The organism is Methanosaeta sp. UBA356, assembly GCF_002496465.1.
Lineage (GTDB): Archaea > Halobacteriota > Methanosarcinia > Methanotrichales > Methanotrichaceae > Methanothrix > Methanothrix soehngenii.
Genome location: NZ_DAKC01000111.1, coordinates 7,560 through 23,246, shown reverse-complemented (window position 1 = coordinate 23,246; position 15,687 = coordinate 7,560). Strand labels below are relative to the sequence as shown.

Sequence of the window (15,687 nt, the reverse complement as noted above, 5' to 3'; positions counted from 1 at the left end):
GGCGCAAGCCTGATGATAATGCTACCCGCCGTGCTGGTGCTCTTCTTCTATGGCGACCGGCTACTTGGACTTCTCAGGGGAGAGTACGTGGAGGGATTTGGCCTTCTGAAGATCATAGCCCTCTCTAGCTTTCCCGTAGCCTGTTATTCCCTATTCATCCCCATTCAGAATGTGAGGATGAGGGTTGAGAGCATAGTGAAGCTGAATACCCTCAGGTGCATTCTGCTCCTTGGATTGAGCTATGTTATGGTGAGTCGATATGGCATCCTGGGAGCAGGATATGCCTGGATGATAACATATATGGTGATCGTTATTTTGGTGGGATGGGTGGCATTAAGGGAAAAGTGGATTTGAAATTATATTTAAAGAAGCTGAGTTACCGACCTTGCTGAGACATTGAGGATACGGGTGGTTATCTCAATAAACAAAATCTCCTGTTGGTGCCGATCGATCCCGAATGCATCGCTTATCAACTGTTTTTCCATCTCCAGGGCGATTAATCTCGTTTGCACCTGGGTGATTTTATGATGCTTGCCGAGTTCTGCAATGACATTCATAAAATAGCCAACGCTGTGCAACCTATCAGAGGAGAGGCTCTTGACAAGACCGCACTCCGTACAATATGGATGGGGCTTGAGTCCTCGATCCCGCCCTTCAAAGTAGTGGGGTAGCCAGATCTTCTCCTTGCTCCCTGATATCTTATGTTCGCAGCAATTCATACTCATACCATAAGGAGTTCAAGAGCTTTAAAAAACCATTGGTTAAATTATGGAACTGCGAGACAATTGCAGTATCATGGGAAGGATGCCGTATATGAGAGGCAAATTTTTTTAATGACATTTTATTAAACTTTTATATAACATGACGTTAGGATTTTAACCAGAGCACTATATGTTTAAAATTATAATTTTTTTGTTTAATAATAGTATTCCCTGATAAAATGCTTTGATGAACCTTTGCGCGATAATCGATTCCTTAGAGTAGGACTACAATCTGTCGGAATCAAAACGTAGAAGCCATACCCTTTATCGGCGGGGAGTAGTCACCCACCGCAAAAGGCAAATAGAAAAGTAGAAATGGATTTCAGGCTATTGCTGCTATCAAAGAATCCCAGATCGAATACACACCAGGACATCTGAACATGTATGAACTCAACTACGATCTCTGGCAGGAGATGATCGAGGATATAGCTTTTGAATATGCGCCTCTCTTCTCCATCATGCATGAAGCAGCAAGAGAGCTACCCCTCTCCCGGGCTCTGATCGATGATCTTTTGAGAACAAGAGAGCGGAAGATATCGACAGAACCATGGCAAATGTGGCTTCAGATCGATCCGATCGATGACAATATCGGCGGTTTTAGAATCTACTTGATGGCCTCAGAGGAGCTGGATGCCATAAAAGAGCTTATGTCAGAGATTGCAGAAGATCATGGAATCTCCCAGGAAGAGATAAATGCCTTTGAGGTTGAGCACGGTCTGGACATGCTGGGAGATGTCTTTGAGGTGATCAGAGATAGATACGAGATTCTTCCGGAGATCAGAGGAGGCAATATCATCTTTTCCCTGATGGCTTTCGACAGCCAGGATATAGACGACAGCAAGGGAAACGATATCTTCTGGAGCGGGGAGGCTTATACAAATTAGTTCAGCAAATGCTTAGGTAAGGCACAAAGATGGCAATCCGGATCAATCCTGACCCACCATTAATTCGATGTTTTTCATAAAAATTCTTAAATGCTTGTATAACTCCTTTAGATGCTTTTCTGCAGAGAGCATATCCTCTGGCTCCTGCACGAACCTTCCTGGAGTCAATTCGTCCCCGCAGTTGTCTATCAGCCTTCGTATGCTTTGCCTGGACGACTCCAGATGAAATTGCAGTCCAACATTTCGCCCGATCTCAAAGGCCTGGTTAGCGCAGGCTGCAGTCGATGCCAGCCCAGTCGCTCCTCTAGGCAGGTCAAATGTATCCCCATGCCATTGAAATGCCGTGAATCTATCAGGAAACCCCTTGAAAGCAGAAGAGCTAAAGGCAGCACGATTCAGCTTCACCTCATGCCAGCCGATCTCCCTATAGCGATTTTTATGCACCATTCCTCCCAGGATATCTGAGATCAGCTGGGCGCCAAGGCAGATTCCAAGAATAGTCTTCTTGCTATCCATAGCCCTGCGTATGAACCTCTTCTCCTCCGCCAGCCAAGGATAAAGATCCTCCTGGTAGATGTTCATCTCCCCACCTAAAACCAGCAGCAGATCAAAATCAGCATCTTTGGGGAGCCTCTCGCCCGCAAATATTTTAGTCCCGAAGACATCATGACCGGAATCTTCCGCCCAGAGGGCGATATTTGCCGGGTCCTCAAAGGGATTGTGCTGGATGTAGTGCAATCTCATCGCTCATCTCTCCCTGCATTACGATGGTCCTTGATAAGGTGAGAATAATGGATTATAGCTTTTTTTGAGAGGATTTAAGAAGATTTGAGGGGATGTATGAGAAATCCTTAGGTTTAAAAGTTCAAAACTATAAATTCTACTCGTTTTCTCTGAACAGATAAAACCTCGCCTCCCGGTAATTGACCAGCCTCCTGCCAAATCCAGCGAGCTGCGCTATCTCATCCTGCAAGGGCCGGACGATGACATCCGCACCCACCGCAGCCGCCAGCTCCCCCATGGCAAGCTGCATCTCCAGAGGAGGGCGAATGGAGTAGATGAGGCCCGCTCCCTGATAGATCTCCCTCCGGGGGGCGAAGATGTCGTCCTTTTCCACCATCATGCCCGCCAGAAGCCTCTCCACCCGATCCGTAAGGATCACTTCCAGGCCCATATCCGACAGCCTCTGAGCAACATGGGGAAAATGGCCCACACCCACCTCCACCACCCTGCCAGGGTAGTTTTTGGCGATGAACTCCGCCAGGTCCCTGGCAGCCGTCTGTCCCGTCATCTTGGTTGCCACTTCTCGTCTGATCATTCTTATCTCTATCCGCAATTGTTATTAACAGATGGCACTAATTGATTATGAGAAAGCAATGAAGGGATAGGGATGGAACTTGATATACGGGAGGCCATGGATTTTTCAAATTCAGGCGACGACTTCGGTATCCCCAGAATACTGATCGTGGGCTGTGGCGGCGCAGGCGGAAACACCATCAACAGACTCAAAAGAATGGGCCTGATGGGGGCGAAGACCATAGCCATAAACACCGACCGCCAGCACCTGGAGACCGTCTCTGCGGATGAGAAGATGCTGATTGGCCGGAAGCTCACCCGGGGGATGGGAGCAGGAGGAGACCCCGAGGTGGGAAGGAAGGCGGCGGAGAGCGCAAGAACGGACATCGAGGACCTCTTGCGCGGCGCAGACCTGGTATTCGTCCTCGCGGGCATGGGGGGAGGCACTGGCACCGGTTCAGCGCCGGTCCTGGCAAGGATTGCCAGGCAAGAGGGCGCCCTGGTGGTGGCCATGGTCAGCACGCCATTTCACATGGAGAGGAAGAGGATCTTCATCGCCGAGGAAGGCCTGGAGAACCTGCGCAATTACGCAAACACCTCCATTGTGATGGACAACAATCGCCTGCTGGAGCGCGCCCCCCACCTGCCCTTCCAGGAAGCATTCTCTCTGGTCGACGGTATTACAGGCGAGATCATCCAGGGGATCTGCGAGACATTGACCACCCCCTCGCTAATCAACCTGGATTATGCCGATGTGCACACCATCATGAACACCGGCGGGGCCAGCTTTATGCTGGTAGGAGAGGGGAGCATGAAGAAGAGCCCAGAGAATATCGTCCGCTCCGCTCTGAACAATCCCCTCCTGGACGTGGAGCTCAGAGGTGCAAAAGCCTGTCTGCTGCACATTGACGGTGGACCGGATATGACCCTGAAGGAGGCAGCTTCCATCGCCAGCAGCCTAACCCAGGACCTTGACCCGAGGGCGAATGTCATCTGGGGGGCAAAGATCAAGCCTGAGCTCAAGGGCAGGGTGAAGCTGATGGCCATAATAACCGGGGTGAAATCTGCCCAGGTGCTGGGGTCAACCGAGGCGGGGATGGATCCACTGGAGGAGATGAGCCTGCCAGCCGATCGGTGCATTGGCCTTGCCCGGACAAGGACTGATGCCATAAAATGAGGATATTAGGGGAATAAAGATGAGCGTGATAGCATGGATGAACTCTTGTTCCAGATAATGGCCTTAATCCTGGCGATAATCCTGGGCATTGCCGCGATCTACAGCATCCGCCTCTATCTGGAGATTTGAGCGGAAAGCGGGTCATTTGGCTTTAGCTGCAAATTGCAGCTTTCAGGCTCAGCGTCCGAAGAAATAGCATCGCCACATGCAGTGCCCATTGCCAATTCGTTGGCGATATCCATGCCCCATTCAGCCATGCCCTGCGGGGGTCAACCTCTGGAACTTCCAGAGCCGGTCCAGCCTGGCTGTGGCATCCACACCCACCTTGGTGGTCATTCCCTCATTGCTCCTGGGGTCGAGAGTGCTGCCGCGCACATTGGGATAAAGAACTATATCCTCGTCACCACGCATGCGCGTAGCCAGGGCATACTCCAGGTCTCGAGGATCGTGAATATCGATATCTGAGTCCACTACCAGCACATGCTTCAAAGAGCGATGGGCCTTGATAGCGGCATCGATCGCTCTTCTGGCATCCTCCTCTGTCTCCTTCTCAATCTGCACCACGGCATGGAAGTAACAACATCCTCCCTCGGTAAGCATGACGTCCTTCACCTTTGCCACCTTGGAGACCTCCCGGTAGATAAGCGGCTCATAGGGCACTCCCATCAGCATCTTGTGCTCACCTCCCGCAGGCAGAAGGCCATGATAGATGGGCTCATTGCACATCATCATCCTGGTCAGCCGGATGACCGGCTCCTGCCGGACCAGGTCCCGGGTGCCGGTGATGTCCACGAACGGCCCCTCCGGTGCCCTTTCAGTGGTGATGTATCCCTCTAAAACGATCTGTGCATGGGGAACAAGAACCCCATTATCCAGAGCAATCAGCTCCACATGAGAGCCTCGCAGGGCGGCAGCATAACAAAACTCCATCTCTGGAGGAACGCGGGTGGAGGCAGCCATCAATACCAGCGGATCCACTCCTATGGCCACAGCCACTGCAACTTCCTTGCCCTTGGCCAGAGCGGCCTCATAGAGCTGATGGGTATGCCTTCCCGGGACCAACCTTGCTGCCAGTCGATCTTTTCCCAGGACCATCAGGCGGTGAACGCAGGCATTGATTTTGTCCTCAAAGCGGCTCACCACCACTCCAGAGGTGATATAAGGGCCGCCGTCCCCCGGAAAGTAGGTCATGATGGGAAGCCTGCTGAGATCCGGTTGGGAGACATTCTCCATGAAACTGGACCAATCCACCTCTCGCACGGGACCCTGGCATCCGATCTGGGATAGGTGGCGGACCATATCCTCAGCAGGGATGCCCAGGGCCCGGGCCAGGAGGTCCCTCGTCCCAAGGATATTCAGGCAGCACTTATGGCCGGAGACATCGTCAAATAGAATCGGCCCACTACCCCAGGATCTCTCTGTGACCTCTTCAAAGGGCGATACAGGGTCACGCACGTGGTTCATCAAACCTGACCCTTCCAGATCATCCAGAAAGCCCCTGAAGCTCATGATCTTACCCTCCTTTTTATTACGCTTGCCTTCATTCCGCCACCTTTTCTCATCTTTTTAATAATCTCTTGTCATTCTATCTCTTTCCACTATTTTAGATCCATCTCACACCAGGAGCACAGCGATCAGACCGCTCAGGAATACACCGTCAAAGGTTCCAGCTCCGCCGATACTGGCCACTGGAGCCCCAAGGTCGCGGATCTTTCCCAGGTTGAGAATATCCGCCCCAAGCAGAGTGCCCAGGGTTCCTGCCGCATAAGCAATTAAGAAGATGAGATCATGAGGTGCGCCCAGCACATAGACCATGAGGATCGCCGCCAGGGCGGCACAAAGGGGTGGGACCAGGGCAGGAGTCACTATCCCCAGCCCTCGAACCGGCCTCGCCACCCGGTTGGTGATGATGGCCACCAAGACAATGCCCGATAGTGCATAATAGATGGACTCTGGAAACCGGTAGATGAGTGCCATGGAGATCAATGAGGGAATCAGGGCCCCACCCACATTTATGGCCAAAAGGGTATTGCAGCTCTTCACCACAGGGACATGATAAGATACGCCAAAGGCCCGAATGTGTCGTTCATGGACCATGGGAGTGCTGCACTCTAGGTTGGTCAATGGTATGTTTATGCTGGATCCAACCAGAGACGCCAAAAGCACAAAGAGGGCCTGGCTCCAGGAGAAACCGATCTTGGTGAAGGCTGTCCTGGCCAGATCAAGGAAAAGAAAGCTCACTACTATTGCAATCAAGAACGCGAAGCCCAGCATGATCAATATGCCAACTGGAGAGTAGATCAGACGGTTTTCCATTTTCCTCTATATTGCCATCCCAGGCGTATAACCTTTTGTATAAGGGCGTGCAGCTGCAAAAGAGATTTGTAATGGTATGTCAAAGAGTCGCATATGAAAGAGAAGTGGCTCATGGCCAGAGGATCATGGGAGGAGATCAAACCCCAGATAACCACCGCCCTTGAATCTGGATTCGAATGCGTAATCGTGGATCGGGAGAACGTCGAGCGGGTGCGGGAGCTGGGAAATATCCAGGTAGCATGCTTTGGCGCCGAGAAGGGTGCGGAGGACATTCTGGTGATCGGCAGGCACGGTGAGGGCGATGGTTCGGTGCCTCTGCCCAAAGACCTGAACAGCTCCATGGACTATGCTCTGGCCAAGACCATCTCCGGGAACAAGGCCGCATATGTGGTCATTGCCGGCAAGAAGTATGAGCAATTCGCAGTGGAGATGGGAAAGCATGTGGACTATCTGCTGGTGATCGGCACCGACTGGAAGGTGATCCCCCTGGAGAATATGATCGCCGGCCTGCAGGGATGCCAGGTTAAGATCATCAGTGGGGTCAAGAGTTCGGATGAGGCAAAGCTGGCCCTGGCCACACTGGAGCAGGGAGCAGATGGAGTGCTATTGGACAGCTCTGACCTCTCTGAGATCAAGAGGGTTATGAGGGCAGCAGAGCAATCGGAAAAAGGGCGCCTGGACCTCATACCAGCCAGGGTGGTCTCGGTCAAGCCGGTGGGGATGGGCGACCGGGTCTGTGTGGATACCGCCAACATGATGGTCCCAGGAGAGGGAATGCTCATCGGCTCCCAGGCCAAGGGCTTTTTCCTTGTCCATAGCGAGTCAGAGGACAGCCCCTATGTGGCTGCGCGTCCCTTCCGGGTGAACGCCGGCGCGGTTCACGCCTATATCCGGGTGGGGGAGAAGACACGCTATCTATCGGAGCTAAAATCTGGTGACGAGGTCACCATTGTGAGCAAGGATGGCCTCTCCAGGAGCGCTATCGTGGGCCGGGCGAAGATCGAGAAGAGGCCCATGATCCTCATCGAGGCGGAGGCAGATGGTGTGCTCATAAGCACGCTGCTGCAGAATGCTGAGACCATAAAGCTGGTGAGCAGCGATGGCACCCCCAGGCCGGTGACGGAGCTCAAAGCCGGGGACGAGGTGCTGGTCCATCTGGAGGAGGCTGCCCGCCATTTCGGCATGAAGATTGAGGAGAGCATCGTGGAGAGATGAGATACGTTATGAAAAGGTCGCAGATCGTTGCCGTCCTGGGAGAGAGGGCAGCAGACGACCTCAAGGCGGCATCCGATGCAGACATGATTGAGCTGAGGCTGGATCTGGCCACTGAGCCCATTCAGACGATAAAAGCCATCAGAGAGGCTACAGAAAAGCCGATCATCGCCACCAATCGCCTCCAGGCGGAGGGAGGGAAGTTCCAGGGGTCAGAGAGGGAGAGGATCGAGCTGCTCGTTCAGGCCTCTGAGTACGCCGATCTGGTGGATATCGAGCTTCAGGCAGAGTTAAGAGAAGAGTTCATCTCTCAAGTCAGCAGGCCGGTCATAGTCTCTTTTCATGACTTCCAGGGAATGCCCGGGATCGATGAGCTCGCTGCCATAAAAGAGAGGATGAAGATGGCAGGTGCGGCGATTGCTAAGATCGCCGTGACGCCCAGGAGCCTGAAAGACGACCTGGATCTCCTAGAATTTTTGCTAGCTGCAGATTTGCCCTTATGTCTGATCGCGATGGGAGATCTGGGCAGACACCTGCGGGCAGTGGCTCCTTTGTATGGTTCTGCTCTGGCATATGGTTATGTTAGAGAGAGCACCGCTCCCGGGCAGATGAGCCTGGCAGAGCTCTCTAGTGCCAGAGAGTTGCTCAAATGGTAAAATTAGCCAAATTTTTTGTATTTATGGAAAATATTATTAAAAATGAAAAAATAAGTCGCCTAATGGACATGATTTTTTCTGATAATGCTGCCTGCATAATAGATCGGATGAAGATTGCTTAAAACCTGGGAAATTCCCCTATCTTTTAAAAAATAATTATAGACATGTTACTAAAATCAATGGTTGATAGAGAATATTATATATTTAAATTTAATATTTATTCGAATTTCAGCCCTATAATCGCTCCTTATAGGGAGACATAAATGTTATTTGAAGATTAATTTTCTGTATTAATTATAATATGTAATTGGCCAATTGGCTGACCGAATATGCGCTATGATTTGCCATATTCGTTCTTCAATACTTATCTGAATATTTGACGCAAGATTTAATTACTCTAACTACAAATTAAAAGACATGGATGCAGTCGTTGATATAGGAGGCAGGCCTGGTTATAACTGCGGGGGATTTTGCAGCTTCTGTTATTTTAAAGGAGTGAAAACGGTTGAGCCGCTGGGATGCAAATATTGCCCACCCCATAAAAAGGGGTGCGATTACTGTTCTAGAGCAGTAGTTGAGATCCAGCCAGGCTTCAAGTCCCTGGATCAGTTGGTATTTGAAGCATCCCAGCAATGCATATTATCACGGCCGGATTCCATAACCATAAAAGGGAATGGTGATGCCAGCTTTCATCCAGATTTGCTTAAACTGGTTCAAACCCTCAGCAACGGCGTTGTCCCCATCCGCCTGGATTACACCAGCGGAAAGGGCTTTTTTAAGGGAGATGAAGCCGGTCCCCTGATCGAAGCCGGATTGCGAAGGATAAGCTTCTCCGTCTTCTCAACTGACCCTGAGCTTCGGCGAAGGTACGTGAATGATAAACATCCAGAGGCTGCGCTCTCAAACCTCAGAACCTTTTGCGAAAGATGCGATCTATATGCCATGATCGTCCTCATACCGGGCATAAACGATGGCTTTCAGCTGGAGAAGACCTGCCAGGACCTCTGCGATATGGGAGCAAAAGGCCTGATGCTCATGTCATTTGCCAACAGCAAAGAGCAAGGGCTCATCTTTGGAAACGAGCCGTTAATGCCGGGCATTGTTCCCTATTCCGTGGAGGAGATCCGCAGGATTGCCACTGAAATAAATGAACGATATGATATGAGGGTCATAGGGACGCCTCTATGGGATCCACAGACAGGAGCTCCTTTCGCCCTGGCCCATCATAGAAAAGAGCTGAATCGACTGCCGGCCATCGAGAGGAGCGCCACCATCATCACCAGCTCTGTGGCCTATCCATTCCTATCGACCATATTCGAGGAGATAGGAGAGGATGTGAATGTGGTAGCAGTGAATAAGGAGATAGGAAACCTGATCACCCTGGAGGATTTCAACTTCCTGGATCTGGGGAACATAAAAGAGAGGGTGCTAATACCGGGAATGGTTCTAGCTCATGACCAGGAGATCAGAAGGGCTCTTCGCCGTGATGGAGTGCGCCGGCTGGTCTTCAGAGGGCCTGATGCCCTCACAGTCGAATCCGAGAGAAGCATCTACATGACCACCGAGGAGGTTATCGCCAGAGAGGTGGAGGCATTCTCTGGATTGATATGCCAGATCAATGAGCTGGGCGGAGAAGAGACAGAATCCGCCACGGTCCAGAAAGATCGTGATAATTGTAGCTGTGAGAGAATGGACAGATCTCACTATCATGAAAACCCGATAATGGTGGATGAAGAGGATATCAAGCAGACCGTCGGCTGACTCCCTGACGATTAATTTTATCTCACATCCCGGCCAGTGCCAGCAAGAGGTGACTTAGATTGAGCGAGATGAGAGAACTGGTGATAAATAAGGACGATTATTTGAAATTTCTTGCGGACCGCCTGCGGCTTAAGGGCACCTGCCAGAGGGAGATTGAGAATGTGAGCTTCCCCTTCCTCTTCGCCTCAGGAAGCGAGATGCTGCGCACTTATATTCTGGGAGAGTCTGAGTTCACCTCCACCCTGCCAGACAGGTACCGGCTCCCGGACAGGGGATTCATCTGGTTCCTATTCTCACAATCTGTAAAAGAGATTCAGGTAATGCCTGAGAGGATGACAATAAAATACGAATTAAAAGACGAATACCGCAAGCCTTTCAAGCAGTTCTATCTCTAGCGACCTTTTCCCCTGGCCGGTCACTGGTCCGAGTTGGTCGGGTCAGATACAGGTCATGCCGTTTCATCCTTTTCCGCCTTGATCTTGCGGCCCCAGGATCCTGTCAGACGGCCTCTCTGTGCCAGGCTGCCCAGGAGCGCCTCAGCATCGCTGGATAGGGGCGCAGGCTTTTTTTCCCAGAGGGGGGTTCCGGGCAGGGGCATGAACCGGTGCGCTCTCACCTTTCCTCCCTTTTCCTCAATCCATCTGGCCAGGTCCAGGGTCATATGCTGATCCTCTGCTGACTCCATGGGCAGGCCGAGTATCAGATCCACCTGGGGTACGAGGCCATGATCCAGGATATGCTCGCAGGCTGACTCTATCTCCTGCCGGCCGTGACCCCGTCCAATGCTCTCCAGGACCGCCGGGCTGCCGGACTGTCCTCCCAGGCTGATCGTTTTATTGGCGCAGTATCCGGTTATGAGCTCCAAAGCCTCGTCAGTTACGAAATCGGGCCTGACCTCGGAGGGAAAGGTGCCGAAGTAGATGGGCTTCTTCTGCTCGGACAGCCCTTCCAGCAGAGCTTTAACCTTCTCCAGCCGCGGACGCCTGCCGTCGGAGCCATAGGCAAGGGAGTTGGGAGAGGTGAAGCGGATGTCTTTATGGCGGCGGGCGTATCTGGCAACGACGGGGATAGAGCGGTGGCGCATGCAGCGCCCGAAAAGGCGGGGGGTCTGGCAGTAGGTGCAGCCCCAGGGGCAGCCGCGGGAGATCTCTATGGGAGCGAGGATGCTGGTAAAAGGGGGATAGAGGTCCAGGTCCACAGGAGGCCTATCCTCGGTATAGATCGCCTTTCCCCCTTTTCTATAGGCTATTCCCCGGACATCTGCCGGCTCTTTGCCCATCTCTATCGCTTCAATCAGCTCGGGCAGGGTCTCCTCTCCTTCTCCTATGGCCACGAAATCGAAATGCTCCAGAACCTCCTCCGGCAGGGCGGATGGGTGGGGACCGCCGGCGACGAAGACCGCATCCAGATTCGCTGCCCTGGCCCTATCGACCTCTTGATAGACCTCCCCCGCCTGAGGGGTGGCAAAGCTGTAGAGCATGATTCCCGCCCTGGGCCCCGGAGCCAGAGAGGCATCTACCAGAGGTATGAGAGCAGCGATGCTATAGGAGTTCCTGCTATTGGAGCGAAACCATATCCTCACGGATTCTCTTTGAGCTTCAGCTGCACCTCCAGCTCTCTATTAGCTGGATCATGCTTGTACTGTATCTCCGCCTTGAGGGGCTCAGCGGGATTCACTCCTATAGTCCAATCGCCAAAAGAGGCTTCCACCCGCCCTCGGGCCTCGACTTCATCCGCCAGGCCCCGCAGCATGTCAGCCATCTCTGCCGCAGTCATATAGATCTCCTGCTCGAACTTCACTCCCTCGGCGGGGCTTCCCGCAGTCTTTCCCGGCCTTCCTCTTATCTTTGCCATTTGCGATCACCGGTTCGCATTTTATGGCCTATTCCATAAAACATTTTCCGCATTACGAGCACTCCAAATCTCGGGCTCCATGAGCTATCTAAATCGCGATCAAATCCTCAATCATCCTCCAGGGATCCTCCCAGGAAGAGAGGAACCATCCGGAAGGCCACTGCATCCACCAGGCCCCTGTCCGTCAGCTTCAGCTCTGGGATCACTGGCAGAGATAGAAATGAGAGGGTCATGAAAGGATCCTCCAGGTCGCATCCCAGCTTGTGAGCGGCATCAATGCACTCCGCTATGCCCTCTGCCACCTCTTGCATATGACTCTCCGAGAGCAGGCCTGCCACGGGCAGAGGCAGGCTGGCCAGGACTTCACCATCGGCAACCGCCACCAGCCCGCCATCCATCTCCGTGACTGCTGAGACCGCGGCCAGCATCTCCTCGTCCCCGGTTCCGACCACAACGATGTTATGGGAGTCATGGGCGACGGATGTGGCCAGAGCGCCCCTCACCAGACCCAAGCCCTGCACCAAACCAAGCCCCACATTGCCAGTGGCCCTGTGCCTTTCGATCACCGCCAGCTTGAGGATATCCTGGTCGGTGTCCGATACCACTTTTCCCTCCCGGATCAGGGGAAAGAGGGGCAGAGATCTGGTGATGATCTGGCCGGGGACGATGCCAATTGTTCGGGCTGGCCCCTTCTCGGCTACAATCTCAAACGACCGGCGGCTGAGAGCAGCGAGATGGATCGATTTATGCATTGCCTTGACCGGTCTATTCATAGGGGCGAGGAAATCTCCATCCCTGGCCACCAGCCTGCCATCCTTGAAGACCCGGGTAACCCGCGGCTCATCCAGACCGTCCAGGACAGCGATGTCCGCCCGATAGCCGGGTGCTATTGCCCCCAGGTCGGCCAGGCCGAAGTAGCGGGCAGCATTGAGAGAGGAGATCTGCAGGGCAACTATGGGGTCCAGACCCTCATTTATCGCCTTTCTCAGCATGAAGTCGATATGCCCTTCCCTGAGGATATCTGCCGGGTGGCGGTCGTCTGAGACGAATAAAAACTGGCGAGAGTTTTTCAGCGTGACCAGCGGCAGAAGATCCGTGAGATTCCGGGCTGCGCTTCCCTCCCGCAGCATGATGAACATCCCGGAAAACAGCTTCTCTTCTGCCTCGGCCAGTGTGGTGCACTCGTGATCGGAGCGGATTCCGGCGCAGATATAGGCAGACAGGTCCGGACCGGAAAGGCCTGGTGCATGGCCGTCCTTGAGCCGTCCCCCTGCCAGCTGGATCTTTTTCATGATCTGCGGGTCCCGGAAGATTACGCCAGGACAGTTCATTACCTCGGCCAGGCCTATGACCCCCTCCTCCTCAAAGAGACCGACCAGGGCATCCGGGCCCAGGGCTGCCCCTGCAGTCTCCATGTCGGTGGCTGGGACACAGGAGGGGAGCATGACGAAGACGTTCAGAGGGACATTTCTTGATGACTGCAGAATATAGCGAACCCCCTCCTCGCCCCAGACGTTGGCGATCTCATGCGGGTCGGCGATAACTGTGGTGGTGCCTTGTGGAACCACTGCTCGCGCGTACTCTGGAACTGTGACCATGCTGCTTTCGATATGTACATGGCCGTCGATGAACCCAGGCGCTAGGATCTGGTCCTCCAGGGGAATGATCTGGCGAGCGCTGCTGCATTCAAAGCCCACGATCCTGCCCTTGTGTACGGCAACGTCCGATCTGCGAACCTCGCCCGATATGAGATTGGCTACGGATCCCCCAAGGAGAAGAAGATCCACCTCGATCTCACACCTGGCGGCAGCTATCAACTCCTCATATTCTTCCATCTGGCCCATGATAATCAATTACAGTCGGTCCTATTTAAATGCGATATTTGAATGACCCGGATCACCTCTTGGCCAACGAAATGGCAGGGTCTTCCCTTTGTTTGAATAAAAAAATCCTCATCGACACCAGATAAATTTAAATCGAGAAGCATAGATAAACTAAATCGTGCGTGAATTCAAGGATATAATTCTGAAAGTGGCCAAAGCCTATCCCAACGACTCCGCCCGGGGCATCGCCCGCCTGGACCCCAACGCCCTTCTAACCCTGAGGCTCAGTCCGGGTGACATCATTGAGATTGAGGGGAAGAGGCTTACCGCAGCCAAGGTCTGGCGCGCCGACCGGCAGGATTGGTCTCAGGATTATATAAGGATTGACGGCTTCATCCGCCAGAACGCCGGCGTTGGAATCGGGGACAAGGTGAAGATCCGTAAGGCCAAGTTCGCCGAGGCGCAGAGGATAGTCCTCGCCCCCCCTTCCGGATCGCATATGCACTATGGGGATGAGGCAGCTGATATGATCCGCCGCCAGACGCTCAAGCGGCCGGTGGTGGCGGGAGATATACTTCCCATCATGAGCTCCGGCAGCCATCCCTTTGTAGGCCGGATGGAGCCAGTGCCTTTAGTGGTAACAGAGACTCATCCCGATAATGTGGTGGTGGTCTGCGAGAGGACGGAGATCGTTCTCCTGGAGAAGCCGGCCAAGAGCGTCCGATCGGTCAAAGCCACGGGAATCACCTATGAGAATGTGGGCGGCCTGCGCTCAGAGGTGCAGCGAGTGCGAGAGATGATCGAGCTGCCCATGAAGCATCCTGAGATCTTCCAGAAGCTTGGCATTGAGCCTCCCAAGGGGGTTCTGCTCTACGGCCCGCCGGGCACGGGAAAGACCCTCATCGCCAAAGCAGTGGCCAATGAGAGTGGAGCTAACTTCATCTCCATTGCCGGGCCGGAGATCATGTCAAAATACTATGGAGAGAGCGAGCAGAGGCTGAGGGAGATCTTCGAGGAGGCGCAAAAGTCCGCTCCATCCATCATATTCATAGACGAGATCGACTCCATTGCCCCTAAGCGGGGTGAGGTTACAGGGGAGGTGGAGAGAAGAGTGGTGGCCCAGCTCCTGGCCATGATGGATGGCCTGAAAGAGAGAGGCCAGGTGGTTGTGATCGGAGCCACCAACCGGGAAGAGGCCATTGATCCCGCTCTGCGCCGGCCGGGCCGGTTCGACAGGGAGATCGAGGTCGGAGTTCCGGACAGGGAGGGCAGAATCGAGATCCTGCAGATACATATGCACAGCATGCCCGTGGCGGATGATGTGAACCTGGAGGGATTAGCGGACCGGATGCATGGTTTCGTCGGGGCAGATGTGAACGCCCTGTGCAAAGAGGCGGCCATGAAAGCCCTGCGCCGCTATCTGCCCGATCTCACCTCAGAGGATGAGATACCCCAGGAGATCATCGATCAGATGCAGGTCATGGGTGCGGACTTCGAGGAGGCTCTCAAGGAGATCGAGCCCTCGGCCATGAGAGAGGTTCTGGTGGAGGTGCCCCGGGTCAACTGGAACGACATGGGAGGATTGGGAGCACTAAAGCAGGAATTGATCGAGTCCATAGAGTGGCCCATCAAGCAGCCGGAGAAGTTCCAGAAGATGGGCATAAGGCCGCCAAAGGGAATTCTGCTCTACGGCCCGCCGGGCACAGGAAAGACCATGATCGCTCAGGCGGTGGCCAATGAGACCAACGCCAACTTCATAAGCATCCGGGGGCCGCAGATGCTCTCCAAATGGGTGGGCGAGTCGGAGAAGGCGATCAGAGAGATATTCCGCAAGGCAAGGCAAGTCTCGCCGGCAATCATATTCTTCGATGAGCTGGACTCCATTGCCCCTATGAGGGGAATGGACGAGGGGGGCAGAGTGATGGAGAGGGTGGTAAACCAGCTTCT

At 53.5% G+C, this 15,687-nt stretch carries 15 protein-coding genes and 1 pseudogene; 8 read left to right on the top strand and 8 right to left on the bottom strand.

All coding sequences use genetic code 11. The features are described 5' to 3' along the window. Window positions 1–354 (top strand): annotated as a pseudogene (locus BP727_RS10800) (polysaccharide biosynthesis C-terminal domain-containing protein); the annotation flags it as partial. 8 nt (window positions 355–362) lie between these two features. Here the strand turns inward: BP727_RS10800 and BP727_RS10795 are convergent. Beyond that, a complete protein-coding gene (locus BP727_RS10795; protein ID WP_048131940.1) occupies window positions 363–725 on the bottom strand; it encodes a hypothetical protein in 363 nt (120 codons plus the stop codon). A 416-nt stretch (window positions 726–1,141) separates the two neighbouring features. Here BP727_RS10795 and BP727_RS10790 point away from each other — a divergent pair, with 416 nt between their 5' ends. Continuing rightward, a complete protein-coding gene (locus BP727_RS10790; RefSeq protein WP_013718993.1) occupies window positions 1,142–1,645 on the top strand; it encodes a hypothetical protein in 504 nt (167 codons plus the stop codon). Between the two features lie 42 nt (window positions 1,646–1,687). Here the strand turns inward: BP727_RS10790 and BP727_RS10785 are convergent, their stop codons facing one another. Together BP727_RS10785 and BP727_RS10780 are read right to left on the bottom strand one after the other, a co-directional pair. Continuing rightward, on the bottom strand, window positions 1,688–2,389 hold the full coding sequence (locus tag BP727_RS10785; RefSeq protein ID WP_013718994.1) for a type 1 glutamine amidotransferase: 702 nt from the start codon (window positions 2,387–2,389) through the stop codon (window positions 1,688–1,690). Window positions 2,390–2,525: 136 nt separating this feature from the next. Further along, window positions 2,526–2,963, bottom strand: a complete 438-nt coding sequence (locus tag BP727_RS10780) for a UPF0146 family protein (protein ID WP_013718995.1) — start codon at window positions 2,961–2,963, stop codon at window positions 2,526–2,528. A gap of 72 nt (window positions 2,964–3,035) precedes the next feature. On the opposite strand from BP727_RS10780, the gene ftsZ reads away from it, so the two are divergent. Then, window positions 3,036–4,118, top strand: coding sequence for a cell division protein FtsZ (gene ftsZ, locus BP727_RS10775; RefSeq protein ID WP_286858781.1), 1,083 nt, complete (start codon window positions 3,036–3,038; stop codon window positions 4,116–4,118). A gap of 249 nt (window positions 4,119–4,367) precedes the next feature. On the opposite strand, the gene BP727_RS10770 is transcribed toward ftsZ, so the two are convergent. Together BP727_RS10770 and BP727_RS10765 are read right to left on the bottom strand one after the other, a co-directional pair. Further along, window positions 4,368–5,627 (bottom strand): UbiD family decarboxylase, encoded by a 1,260-nt coding sequence (locus BP727_RS10770; RefSeq protein WP_286858779.1) that lies wholly within the window; start codon window positions 5,625–5,627, stop codon window positions 4,368–4,370. Between the two features lie 105 nt (window positions 5,628–5,732). Continuing rightward, window positions 5,733–6,434: a DUF1614 domain-containing protein gene (locus BP727_RS10765; protein ID WP_013718998.1), complete on the bottom strand. Its 702-nt coding sequence runs from the start codon at window positions 6,432–6,434 to the stop codon at window positions 5,733–5,735. Window positions 6,435–6,527: 93 nt separating this feature from the next. On the opposite strand from BP727_RS10765, the gene BP727_RS10760 reads away from it, so the two are divergent. From BP727_RS10760 to BP727_RS10745, 4 genes are all read left to right on the top strand, one after another. Then, a complete protein-coding gene (locus BP727_RS10760; RefSeq protein ID WP_013718999.1) occupies window positions 6,528–7,649 on the top strand; it encodes a 3-dehydroquinate synthase II in 1,122 nt (373 codons plus the stop codon). Then, window positions 7,646–8,302 carry a type I 3-dehydroquinate dehydratase gene (locus tag BP727_RS10755; RefSeq protein ID WP_052297528.1) on the top strand — a complete coding sequence of 219 codons (657 nt, stop codon included), beginning with the start codon at window positions 7,646–7,648 and terminating at the stop codon, window positions 8,300–8,302. The genes BP727_RS10760 and BP727_RS10755 overlap by 4 nt, the downstream gene beginning before the upstream one ends. Window positions 8,303–8,719: 417 nt before the next feature. Further along, complete coding sequence (mmp10, locus tag BP727_RS10750) at window positions 8,720–10,063, top strand: methyl coenzyme M reductase-arginine methyltransferase Mmp10 (protein WP_286858775.1); 1,344 nt, start codon at window positions 8,720–8,722, stop codon at window positions 10,061–10,063. Between the two features lie 68 nt (window positions 10,064–10,131). Further along, window positions 10,132–10,458, top strand: a complete 327-nt coding sequence (locus tag BP727_RS10745; RefSeq protein ID WP_232844375.1) for a hypothetical protein — start codon at window positions 10,132–10,134, stop codon at window positions 10,456–10,458. Between the two features lie 53 nt (window positions 10,459–10,511). On the opposite strand, the gene BP727_RS10740 is transcribed toward BP727_RS10745, so the two are convergent. From BP727_RS10740 to ade, 3 genes are all read right to left on the bottom strand, one after another. Continuing rightward, on the bottom strand, window positions 10,512–11,645 hold the full coding sequence (locus BP727_RS10740) for a TIGR04013 family B12-binding domain/radical SAM domain-containing protein (RefSeq protein WP_273271061.1): 1,134 nt from the start codon (window positions 11,643–11,645) through the stop codon (window positions 10,512–10,514). Then, entirely contained in the window at window positions 11,642–11,917 is a 276-nt protein-coding gene (locus BP727_RS10735) for an amphi-Trp domain-containing protein (RefSeq protein ID WP_013719004.1), read from the bottom strand. Before BP727_RS10735 ends, BP727_RS10740 begins: the two co-directional genes overlap by 4 nt. Before the next feature lie 107 nt (window positions 11,918–12,024). Beyond that, the gene (ade, locus tag BP727_RS10730) at window positions 12,025–13,761 is read right to left on the bottom strand and encodes an adenine deaminase (RefSeq protein WP_276619585.1); all 1,737 of its coding nucleotides are present in this window, start codon (window positions 13,759–13,761) and stop codon (window positions 12,025–12,027) included. 157 nt (window positions 13,762–13,918) lie between these two features. Between ade and BP727_RS10725 the strand changes: the two genes are divergently transcribed. After that, the coding region (locus tag BP727_RS10725) for a CDC48 family AAA ATPase (protein ID WP_286858773.1) at window positions 13,919–15,687 on the top strand (1,769 nt) is incomplete at its 3' end.

Bases quoted from the DNA above. Each gene is read 5' to 3' on its own strand.
- BP727_RS10795 (WP_048131940.1), bottom strand. From the start codon at position 725: ATGAGTATGAATTGCTGCGAACATAAGATATCAGGGAGCAAGGAGAAG.
- BP727_RS10790 (WP_013718993.1), top strand. From the start codon at position 1,142: ATGTATGAACTCAACTACGATCTCTGGCAGGAGATGATCGAGGATATA.
- BP727_RS10785 (WP_013718994.1), bottom strand. From the start codon at position 2,389: ATGAGATTGCACTACATCCAGCACAATCCCTTTGAGGACCCGGCAAAT.
- BP727_RS10780 (WP_013718995.1), bottom strand. From the start codon at position 2,963: ATGATCAGACGAGAAGTGGCAACCAAGATGACGGGACAGACGGCTGCC.
- ftsZ (WP_286858781.1), top strand. From the start codon at position 3,036: ATGGAACTTGATATACGGGAGGCCATGGATTTTTCAAATTCAGGCGAC.
- BP727_RS10770 (WP_286858779.1), bottom strand. From the start codon at position 5,627: ATGAGCTTCAGGGGCTTTCTGGATGATCTGGAAGGGTCAGGTTTGATG.
- BP727_RS10765 (WP_013718998.1), bottom strand. From the start codon at position 6,434: ATGGAAAACCGTCTGATCTACTCTCCAGTTGGCATATTGATCATGCTG.
- BP727_RS10760 (WP_013718999.1), top strand. From the start codon at position 6,528: ATGAAAGAGAAGTGGCTCATGGCCAGAGGATCATGGGAGGAGATCAAA.
- BP727_RS10755 (WP_052297528.1), top strand. From the start codon at position 7,646: ATGAGATACGTTATGAAAAGGTCGCAGATCGTTGCCGTCCTGGGAGAG.
- mmp10 (WP_286858775.1), top strand. From the start codon at position 8,720: ATGGATGCAGTCGTTGATATAGGAGGCAGGCCTGGTTATAACTGCGGG.
- BP727_RS10745 (WP_232844375.1), top strand. From the start codon at position 10,132: ATGAGAGAACTGGTGATAAATAAGGACGATTATTTGAAATTTCTTGCG.
- BP727_RS10735 (WP_013719004.1), bottom strand. From the start codon at position 11,917: ATGGCAAAGATAAGAGGAAGGCCGGGAAAGACTGCGGGAAGCCCCGCC.
- ade (WP_276619585.1), bottom strand. From the start codon at position 13,761: ATGGGCCAGATGGAAGAATATGAGGAGTTGATAGCTGCCGCCAGGTGT.